This is a genomic window from Mycoplasma marinum, assembly GCF_004335975.1.
Lineage (GTDB): Bacteria > Bacillota_I > Bacilli_A > Mycoplasmatales > Metamycoplasmataceae > Mycoplasma_K > Mycoplasma_K marinum.
Map to the genome: position 1 here is coordinate 1 of NZ_PSZO01000026.1, position 10379 is coordinate 10379.

Genomic DNA, 10379 nt, shown 5'->3' on the forward strand with positions numbered 1-10379 from the left:
AACAAAATCTAATGGACATACTTATAGATCGGTAAGATTAGACACAATAATTGATTGAAAGACATCATGAATAAATAATGGTTATAAACCAAATGGAGCTTTAAATAGATATAAAAACAATACCTCATTCAACTTTAATAGAAGGTTTTCATTCAATGATAAGTGATTTAAAAGTAAAATTAATGCAAATAAAGAATCAATAAAAGAATCGATGAATTCTCCTAAAATAAGGACTAAAATTAATTTTTCGAAAGTGGGTAAAATTGATTTTAATAACCTTAATGACTTAAAAGCTGTTGCATCTGCTGTTATTGACAATACTTTAAACTCCGCAAAAGATGCAGACAATTTATTTTTTGATGGTTCTGGGATATCAAGTGAAAATCCATTAAATTCAATAAAAACATCAGCAGGTTTAATTTATGTTAATGAATTAAATTCAATAATTAATAATATAAGTAATAGCAAAAGTCTTTTAAAAATAATCGAGACTCTTTCAAAAGCAAAACTTGAAAAAATAAAAGTCACATCTAGTGGTGTATTTACAAAGGTTTTTACTAATACAGTTATAAGCTCTGATTTAACTTTTAATTTTGTTGGATTTAAGTTTATTTATGAAAACAAAGCATATAAAAGCGAGGAAGAATTACTTTCAAAAATAATGGAATCCACAAATTTAACAGGGATATTTGATGGAGATACTTCTAAAAAAATAACAATAAAAAAATTATTGGAAAATTTAAATTCAAAAGAAAGCCAAGAAAAACGTTTAAAATTATCTATTGATAATACAAAAATTGAAAAAAATAAAAACAAGAATGTTGAATTATTTGATTATGAAACTGGCACAAAGGCTCCAAGTAATGCTAGTATAGGAGAGAATAAAGTTTCTGTAAATAAAGTTGGTGATGGTTCGGGTAATATTTATATCAAAGTTAAAGCCACTGAAAACAATATCATTTCACAAAATCCCAATACAATTATCGGAAAGAATTTTAGTGCAGATGAAATAAAACAAAAATTATCGGAAAATGGTGAGTGGAATTCCTCTAAGAAACCAAATAATAGTATAAAAATAATAAAACAAACAAACAAATTCATTGATTTATTAAATAATGGGGATAGTATTGATAAACTTCCCTCGGTCAATGAATTTAAAGTAGGTAAAATTTTAGTAAAGGGTGGGGATAAAATCAAAGGAGATGAAACGGTCATTTTTGATAAAACTAATACCCAAATTTTCAATGATGCAATTTCTAATATCAAAGCAACCCCCTCTAAAAAAATATTCAAAGGTAATGTAAGTAAAGAGATTTTTTCTAAAAAAATAAGGGAACAAATTTCCAAGAAATCTGAATTCAAATTTATTGATGAGGCTAATATATTGCCTAATTCAAAAGAAACTTTCAAAGACATTAAAATCCCAGACGCAGTATTTTTAGGTGCGGATGGTTCAGCCAAAATTAAAAAAATAGATTTGGGTCCTTATGTTTCTGTTGAGTATAAAATTAAACAAAAGGCTCAAACAATTGAAAAGAATTTTACTTATAAAATTAAAGAACAAAAATTCCAAAATGGTGATGAATTAATATTGGTTGTAAAGAAAGATGATAATGAATTAATAAGAAGAATAAGTATTAATAACTTAAAAATAAATATGCTCTCTTTCTTTAAATCAACTGATAAAAATATAAAAGTTGAAAAAGAAAAATTAGTCAATTCAATAAAACAAGTAGCTTCAAAATTAATACCTAATATAAAAAGTTCCTTCGAAAAAATGGGTGATGAATTTAAAAGTTTTTTATCATTGCCAATGAATGAAAGAACTGATGAAGTAAAGTTAAAACTAATCAAAACAATCAATGATACTAAAAAAACAATTGATGCAAGATTTTTTGATATGGTAGCAAGCGATGAACACTCATTAATCAATACCTTTATTCAAGAACTTGAAAAATACAATGTTTATTCAAAAAATATTTCAGATAATGGATATACCGTTAAAGAAGAGATAAAATCAGAGATTAATGATTTGCTTGATATTTTAAGGGTGATTACAGATAATACATTCAAATTTATTTCTAATTCAATTTATTGAAATCCATCATGAAAAAGAAAAGGTAATCTAATAGCGGATCAAAGTAATTTAGAATCTGTTATTAATTCAAATATAGATAAAGATGCAAAACAATTCTTAATAAAATTAAAAGAAAACAAAAATACTTTATTTGGTAATCCTGAAGAAATAAAAAATGAATCTTTTAAGACTATTTTAGACATAATGAAAAAACCTACAAGTAAATTCAAAGTTTACAAGGATGTAAATAAAGATGGGAAAATAACTTTTTATATAACTAAAGAAATCAACACAAGAGAAATAACAAATATTTTTAGACAAAATTATAAAATGACTAATTTTCGCTCAAACGGAACTTTGGACAATATAAAAATAGAATCTTCAAAATTGGTTGGTGATATCGCAAGTACTGCTCTTGATAGAGCTAAGAAAAGGGCTGAAAATGATTGAAAAGGTATGGATTCTAAGAATATAGACCTTAATGAATTGTATTCAAAAAATGGCTCTAAAAAAGATAAAAATTCAACTGAAACATCAAAAAATGATTCCGGAAATGATTTTAGTCCTTTCATCCCAATTATAAAAGGTCTTTTAAATGGATCAATATCAAATCTACTTAAAAATATGGGATTAACTATTGACGGATTCATAGGTGTTAGTGGAGCAGAAAATATACCAAGTATATTTAATAATGTAACTCAATCAGGTTTTGACTCATTGATAAATATGGAAAATGATATCTATGGCTTATTATCACATATTGTTGGTGATAAGGGTGATGTAGTTATTAGTGTTGAAAAAAACCCTGATAACAAATTTGTGGTAAAGGATTATTTTTCACCACAAATAAGGGTTATTGATAAACAAAACAATAATAAAATAACTTATAGAAAGGACGATTTAGATCAATTCTTTACTAGATTAAAACCATTCATGGACTTAATCTTTGAATTTCTAGGTTCGGCGGGTGAATAAAATGAAATTAAATAAAAAAATATTATTAAAAACAGCTTTTGCCCCTCTTGCGTTGGCAACACCTATTGTGTTGGTGAATTCATGTGGTATTAAACAAAAAACTTGTAAAGTTATAAAACCATCTGTACAAAAAGCTGATTGGGAATCTGCCAATAAAATAGATAAATATTCTTCTAAACCTTATCCTAAAACAGCTATTATGAATGTTTATAATTCCATTTCAAATACAATGAATTTCACAAAAGAATTAAAAGGGGAACTTAAGTTGCAAGGTGTAAAAGTTTTAGACACTTCAATTATTGCTTTTATTGGGTATTTAAGAGAAAATGCTGCTATTAATTTAAATGCTAACGGCTTAAGTGAAGAAAACAAGAAAAAACGTGATGAAAAAATTAAATTGTCTAAAATGCATTTTTCAGAAAATTTAAAAAAGATGAAAATTCAAGTTGACATACTTTTTGATAAGCTTGCAACTGGTGATGACAAAACATTATTGAGTAGCCTTATAAGGAAAACAACTTCAAAAACAAAAAAAATTGGTCTAAACTTTAAAAAAGAGAGCCCAATGGTAAATGTTTCAAAATTAATTTCTAAAAAAATTAAGGTGGTTATGGATAATGTTTTAGATACTTTAATAAACATTGAAAACCCTGCTAAACCATCTTGAAAAACTAATTCTAATGTTAAAAAAATAGGTTCTTTGAAGCAAATTATTTCATTAGATAACATACCAAGTATATTCAATGGTAATGAAATTAAAAAGCAAGTAATAAGCTTTCTGAATGGTGAACTAATTTCAGGAGCACAAAAAGACATTAAAAGATCCTTTAAATCAAGTTATGTAGATTTATTTGATTATATTCAAGCATCTGATATATTAAAAGGTATTGGTAAATCATTTATTGATTTAAAATCAATAGATCAGCCAGAAAACTCTATTGAAAATAATGGTTTCCAAGCTGGGTTAAAAATGTTCAAGAAAATATCTCAAGAATATCCCGAAAGAATAATGGTTTACCAAGATCTCAAAACAAAAAATATTTATTTTGAGATTGATGGGAAAACAAGTGAATTTATTTCAGAACTTAAGAAAAATATAAAATACACAAATAAGACTTTCGGTGGTCTAATTAATGATCCGTTTCTTAATAACATAATTATTTCTCCGCTTATGAAAAATGGAGAAATAACCTTGCCTTCACAAGATAAAATAATGGAAATACTCAAAAATCCATCAAGAATTTCAGGTTTCTTGAATAAAATTGATGGATTATTGAGTGATTTTGGTAAAACAATGCAATTTACGGAAATGAATTTACAGAGTTTTATATCTAATTTATCTGGTGATAATGTTCAATATTATGGTGAGATAAACTTTGATAAAAAATTAAATAGTTATAAAATGCAAAAAAATTATTTTATTTCTCCTCAGTTTAATATATTTAAATATAGTAATTATCTAAGCAATAATGAAAAAATTAAATTAGCCATTAAAAACCACCAAACAAAAAACCCACATTTGAGAAAAACAATTGATGCTAAAATTAAGAATATACAACTAGATATACCAATAATTGGGTTGGTTGATAAGCTTACAAAAGATCCTTATTCTAACTATACTATTAGTCTAGTTGAATTAGTTAACGCACTTAAATTAGAAGATATAAATGCTTAAATACAGTTTTGCTGTATTTTTTTATTTAATTTTATTTTTAAGCATTTATTGCATTATTTTAATAAAATGGTAAAATAATATAGTTCATATTTAACATGATGAATGTAATTTAAACACAGGAGGTTTATATATGAAAAAGAAATATAAGGTGGTATTAAGTACAACTGCACTAGCTGCTATAACAACAGTAGGTCTTTCAACGGTAGTTGCTTGTGGTTCTACAAAGACTGAATCTAAAGCACCAAATGACTCTAAAGCGCCTAAAGACCCTATTGATAAAGTGGTTCAAGATGATAGGCTATCTAAATTTAGATTTGATAATAAAATATATAATACAAAAGTTGAAGCTCAAAAAGCACAATCTAAAGCAATTAATGAAAAGGTTAGTGCTGAATTGGCGAATAATATTAATAAAAAGAAAGTTTATAAATACAATGGTATTGAATTTTTAACTCAAGCAGATCTTTTTAATGCTTATAAAATAGATCATAAAATTGAGAAAGTTTCTTTTATAGATGAAAAAAATGAAATTAAAGACAATTCTGAAAATAAATATAAAGATATTAAAGGTAAACTTGAAACAAATACATCAAAAGTTTTTACTACAAATGGTAAAGTTTATAAAACATTTGATAAAGCAATTGCTGAATACTTTAAGCATTCAAATGGAGATGGTAGTGGAGAAACATTTTCTAATAGAATGTATGATTCCAAAACTAAAAAATTTGGTGGTGATAAAGCTGTTGTTGGTTTAAATAAACCCGCATTTTCTGGAATCGGTACTAAAGATGGAAAAGTATATGTAACAAATGGTAACGATAAAAATTCTATAATTGAAGACTTTTATAAAAAACAAGTGCAAGGATTTACAACACACAATAAAGCTTCGGATGTTGCGATTTATAAACAGGAAATTTTGGGTGCGATTGATCAGTTCAAAAAATTCTATGATGACCAAGCTGACACCCAATATACTTATTTCAGTTTTAGAGCAGATAATCAAGATACAAAAATAACACTTCCTTCTGGTAAAAAACTTACAAGTAAATTTTATCTTTATGATAGTTTTGAAGATGAAAGCGGTGGGAAAAAAACAGATATAAAAGCAAATACTCTTAAAAAAGAAGTGATTGCTGCTTCAAAACTTTCCGATTTAAAAATTCTATGAGATATTTTAACTACCAGAACGTGAAATTTTAAAACTTACGGAACCTTCTGAACTGGCTATACAAAGAGATCGGTTACTTTTGCAAAATTACCAACATTTAAACCTGATAATAATTGAGGTACATGGGGAGATAGCGGTGTAACTCATCCGTGATTTGATAGGTACAAATCTAATAATACAGAATTTAATTTTAATAGAAGATTTGAACTTGATGGAAAATGATTTGAAACTGAAAAAGAATTGTTATCTTTTGCAAAATCAAATGATGCATTGATTAAAAAAGCTGTAAATACAGCTGTTGAAAATACAAAAAAAGATATTGCAAAAAATTCTGATGTTGCACTTATTTCATTTGAAGATAAAACAAAAGCTCCAAAAGATGCTATGCCAGGTATTGATAAATCTCCTACTCCTATAGTTGGTGATGGTTCTGGTAATAATTATGTAAATGTTTTAGCTACTTCAAACGGAAAATTAAGTAAAGCAAATACAATTATTGGTAAAAATTATTCTAAAGAGCAAATTGATAGTTTTATGAAAACTCATAATTCATGAATAAACCCCATTAATAAAAAGCAAACAATCAATGTTAAAAATGTTACCAATGATTTAAAAATCCTAAAAGATGGAGATGCAGAATCTACTTTAACATTCAATAAAAATGTTAAAGTAGGTAGAGTAGTTCAATTAAAAACACAAAAAACAATACAAGATCAAGAAAATGTTCAATTTAATAAGTTGAGTGAGGAAGAATTATTCAAAAAATCATTGCCTCAATCTACACAAGTTTTAGTTCCATCAAAAGATAAGTACATAAATCCAACTACTAATAAAGGATTCATATCAAGAGAAGAGTTTTCAAAAGAGATCAAAACAATAATTTCCAATGAAATAGATATGAAATATATTGATGATGTTCTAATTGAAAAAACAAAAAAAGAAGCCTTTAAGAACGTTAAGATACCAAAAATAATTTTTAATAGTGCTAATAAAAAGGCGACTATAAAACAAATTAATCTTGGTAATTACTATGATATTGAATATAAAATAAAAAAAGAAGGTATGAGCAACGATACTAATGTAACTTATAAAATAAATAGTCAAGGTTTTACTAATGGAGATGAACTAGTTATTGTTGTTAAGGATGAAGATAATGAATTAACAAGAAGGGTTAAAGTTCAAGGATTAAAAATTGATATGATTGAATTCTTCAAATCAAAGGATACCAAACTTATCAAACAAAAGAAAACAATTCTTGAAAAAGTTAAGCAATCAGGAATGGCGATGCTTCCAAAGGCAAAAAAAACATTAGCAGAATTAAAGGATGCTTTTAAGGATTACTTATCTACTGATATTAGTTTAAGAGATGAAACTAAAAAACAGGAAATTGCAAATAAGATTTTAAAAACCAAAGAAATTATAGATAAGGATTTATTCGATCAAATAACAACAAATAAAGATTCGCTTAGTGATTTATTTGTCTCTGAATTATCTAAAAATGGTGTATTTACAGGAAGTATTTCTTCTGATGAAAAAACAGTTAAGCAAAATATAAAAGGCGAAATCAATGACTTGTTAGATGTTGTTAGAGTTATTATTGATCACACATTTGAATTTACCGCTAATTCCATTCATTGGAAGCCAAAATGAGAAACTCCAGAAAACTTTGTAACTAATTCCGACTCAATAGATGCAGCTATTTCAAAAGCATCAAATAACAAACTTGAAAAAGATTTCCTTGAAAAATTAAAGGCTGATAAAGGTAATTTCTTCGCAACTAAAAATGATGAAAACGAGTCGTTTAAAACGTCTAAGGATCTCATGAATGAAGGACAATATAAAGTCTATAGAGATGTTGTAAAAGGAAAACCAACTGTCTACCACCTTGTTAGAAGTGTAAATTCAAGAAAAATAAATAATACATTGAGAAAAAATATTGATTTTTCTAAATTTGATGAAAAAGCAACTATTGATAATTTCAAAATAAAACCTGGCGGAGCAGCAGATTCATTTATTAAAAATGTTGTTGAAAATGCCAAAAAGAGAAGAGAAGCTGCAGCTAAAGATTCTGATTATTATAAAAAATTAGGTGATAAAACACTTAATTTTAAAGAATTGTATGGAGATAAAAAAGTTGCAAAAGTCTCTGCACCTTCAAAGGTTGATTCTTATAGTGGAATTGGTTCGATACTGGATCAAATTTTACCAGTGATTAAGCCGCTTATAAGAGGTCTTTTAAGTACATTGATAAATAATTTTGGTGGCATGATTGAGGGTATTACTGGTATTACTGGAATAAATAATATAATTCCTGCGTTTAATACTGTAAACGGTTCATTATCTGAATTTATTATCAAAATTGAGAATAATATTTCTGGAATGTTAACACACGTAATTGGTGACACAGGGCATATTGTTATTGATGTTGAACAAAATAAAGATAAAATAACTCTTAATAACTACTATTCACCTGAAATTAGAACTGTTGATAAGGAAAATTATAATAAGATTATTTATAGAAAGGATGACATTGACGAATTTTGAAAAAGAATGGAGCCATTTATGGATTTATTACTTGAAGTTCTAGGGTCATTATAGGAGGTTGATATGAAAGTTAATAAAAAAATATTATTGGGTTCAGTGTTAGTCCCACTAGCCATAGCAGCGCCTGTTATTTCTGTTGTGTCATGTGGTTCTTCAAAAAAAATGGATTCTACATTAAATAAGCAAGACCATCTAATTATAAAAGCGGTTGAAAAAAATAAAAAAACAAGTATTTCAGATATTGAGATGTCAAAATATTCCGCTACACCATATTCTGCTTCTGCAATTGCAGGTATTATGGACGTTTTCAAAAACATTGATAAGACTTACTTTAAAAATTTTAAAGGTGAGTTGAAAGGTAAAGCAATAAAAACGCTTGACCAAGCTATTATTGCTCTTTATGGTTACCTAGCTAATAGAGGCAATACTCCTGATGAAGTTAAAAAGGCAAAAGTGATATTCGCAAGGGAATTAACAACACTTAAAGCCGATGTTAATGAATTATTTGATGTTATTTTTACAAACAAACATTCGGGTGCTAACTTAATATTAAATAGTCTTGTGAAAGAAGCTCCAATGAAGGATATGGCAACAGCATTATCAATTAAAATATTTGGTAAATTAAAATTTATGCTAAATAACATAATAGATACAATGATAAATGTTGAGGATGTTGAAAAAAACATGCCTAAATGAACAAAGAATAAGAATGTTAGTGATAAAGGTTCTTTGGCTAATTTAAAAGATTTCACAAATAAATTTGATGCCGAATATAAAAAATATATTGATGCTAAACATAAATTTGATAAAAATACTGATGAAATTAATGCAAATAATAAAATATTATCAAATTTAGAGAAAGAAGCTTTAAAAGTTAAAGAAACTATAAAAGACTTAAAAGGCAAGATAAAAAATAATGATTCCGAAATCAAAAAAATGGAAGAAGATAAAAAACTAAAACAAAGTGATTTGCAAGGTATCACAAATGAGATAAAATCTAAAGAAGATGAATTGAGCGAACAAATTAAATTATTCAATGCTTCTAAAACTGTATTTGATAATGCAAAAAGTACAAAAAATCTTAAGGATCAAAATGTACAAACTGCCCAAAGTGTTTTAGATGCAGCAACGCTTGCTAAAACAACTGCAACAACTCTAATAAACACACTTATCCAAAAAATCGCAAATATACCAAGTGAGCTTGCAATACTTAAAAAAACTTTAGATACAGCAGCACTTGACAAAACAAATGCTGATCAAGATCTTGCAACTAAGAATTCAAATAAAGCAACTGCAACACAAAATAAAACAGCTGCTAGTACATTAGTTGATAATTTAGAGCAAAAAATTACAACTGCAACAAGCGAACTTGCAATACTTAAAAAAACTTTAGATGCAGCAACGCTTGACAAAACAAATGCTGATCAAGATCTTGCAACAAAAGATTCGAATAAAACAACTGCAACACAAAATAAAACTGATGCTAGTACATTAGTTGATAATTTAGAGCAAAAAATTACAACTGCAACAAGCGAACTTGCAACACTTAAAGTAACTTTAGATGCAGCAACGCTTGACAAAACAAATGCTGATCAAGATCTTGCAACAAAGAAATCGAATAAAGCAACTGCAACACAAAATAAAACAGCTGCAACTTTAAAAGTTGATGATATTGAAAATAAAATAAAAGCAACAAAAGATGCTGATAAATTAAAAAAACTTGGTTCTGAAAAACTTATTGCTCTTTCGGATCTTGCAACAAAAACAACTGCTTTTGATGATGCCAACAACGAATTTACTAAATCTCAAAAAGCAGCTCAAGATGCACAAACAGCATTAGATGATGCAACCAAAAAACATACAGACAAAAAAGCTGAATTATCTAAACTAAATAATGATAAAACAACCGCTGATCAAGATCTTGCAACAAAAACAACTGC

The 10379-nt window shown here is 27.0% G+C and carries 4 protein-coding genes; all 4 read left to right on the forward strand.

Annotated features, from left to right (window positions below; genetic code table 4):
- A partial coding sequence (locus C4B24_RS04975; protein WP_168388353.1) for a hypothetical protein occupies nt 1-3052 on the forward strand: 3052 nt, incomplete at its 5' end.
- A 1-nt stretch (nt 3053) separates the two neighbouring features.
- Nucleotides 3054-4727, forward strand: a complete 1674-nt coding sequence (locus tag C4B24_RS04200) for a hypothetical protein (RefSeq protein ID WP_131599525.1) — start codon at nt 3054-3056, stop codon at nt 4725-4727.
- Between the two features lie 130 nt (nt 4728-4857).
- Nucleotides 4858-8493: a hypothetical protein gene (locus C4B24_RS04205; RefSeq protein ID WP_131599526.1), complete on the forward strand. Its 3636-nt coding sequence runs from the start codon at nt 4858-4860 to the stop codon at nt 8491-8493.
- Nucleotides 8494-8502: 9 nt separating this feature from the next.
- The coding region (locus tag C4B24_RS04210; protein ID WP_131599527.1) for a coiled-coil domain-containing protein at nt 8503-10379 on the forward strand (1877 nt) is incomplete at its 3' end.